This is a genomic window from Mesorhizobium sp. M7A.F.Ca.CA.004.06.1.1 (genome assembly GCF_003999135.1).
Lineage (GTDB): Bacteria > Pseudomonadota > Alphaproteobacteria > Rhizobiales > Rhizobiaceae > Mesorhizobium.
Genome location: NZ_RZPQ01001267.1, coordinates 1 through 873, shown reverse-complemented (window position 1 = coordinate 873; position 873 = coordinate 1). Strand labels below are relative to the sequence as shown.

Here is an 873-nt window from a genome sequence, read left to right as displayed (position 1 = left end):
ACCTTTGGGAAGGGCGTTCACAGGCCGGGCCTCGCCAATGAATTGAGCGCGGCGGCGGTCATGGCGCTGCCACCGAGCCGTCCACGCACGATGGCAAAGGGAACGCCGTAGGAATTCTCGGCCAGCGCGTCCTTCGATTCGGCAGCACCGACGAAGCCGACCGGCATGCCGATGATGGCCGCAGGCTTCGGCGCGCCGTCGCGCAGTTTTTCCAATAGATAGAACAGCGCGGTCGGTGCATTGCCGATGGCAACCACCGAGCCCGCCATGCGCTCGCCCCACAAATCGATCGCGGCGGCCGAGCGGGTGTTGCCGATTTCCCTGGCGATGTCGTGCGTGCGCGGATCGCGCAAGGTGCAGATCACCTCGTTGCCGGCCGGCAGCCTGGCGCGGGTGACGCCATGCGAGACCATTTCCGCGTCGCAGAAAATTGGCGCGCCCGCCGCCAAAGCGGTGCGGGCAGCGGCAACCAAATCCGTGGAGAACACAAAATGACTTGAAGATTCGACCTGGCCGCAGGCATGGATCATGCGGATGGCGACATCGGCCTCGGCCTCGGAGAAGCGCGACAGATCGGCCTCGGCGCGGATAATGGCGAAGGAGCGCTCGTAGATCGCCGTGCCGTCATGGATGTAGTCGTAGGCGGCCATGCTCATTTCCGTTTTTCAGTTTGGGCCTGTCGGTAAGCCTCGGCGATACCGGCCGGCCCGAGCCTTGTCAGGCAAGCAGCGGCAGTCTCGCCTTGATATCGTGCGCTGCGGATCATTGCCGCGACGCGGCGGATGCCGCGCGCGGCGTCATAGCCCGGCCTGTAGCCCGCAGGAAGGGCCTTTGCCGTCGCGTTCACGACAAGTCCGGCTCCGTTTTCGCCGC

Annotated in this window: 1 protein-coding gene and 1 pseudogene; both read right to left on the bottom strand. The window is 65.3% G+C overall.

The genetic code is table 11. The annotated features are described in order from the left end of the window. Nucleotides 1-17: 17 nt before the first annotated feature. Nucleotides 18-650: a precorrin-8X methylmutase gene (locus EN906_RS35685; protein WP_127271902.1), complete on the bottom strand. Its 633-nt coding sequence runs from the start codon at nt 648-650 to the stop codon at nt 18-20. A gap of 2 nt (nt 651-652) precedes the next feature. Next, nucleotides 653-873: pseudogene (locus EN906_RS35680) on the bottom strand (precorrin-3B synthase); the annotation flags it as partial.

Excerpts from the sequence above, each read along its gene's own strand:
- EN906_RS35685 (WP_127271902.1), bottom strand. The coding sequence starts at position 650 with ATGGCCGCCTACGACTACATCCATGACGGCACGGCGATCTACGAGCGC.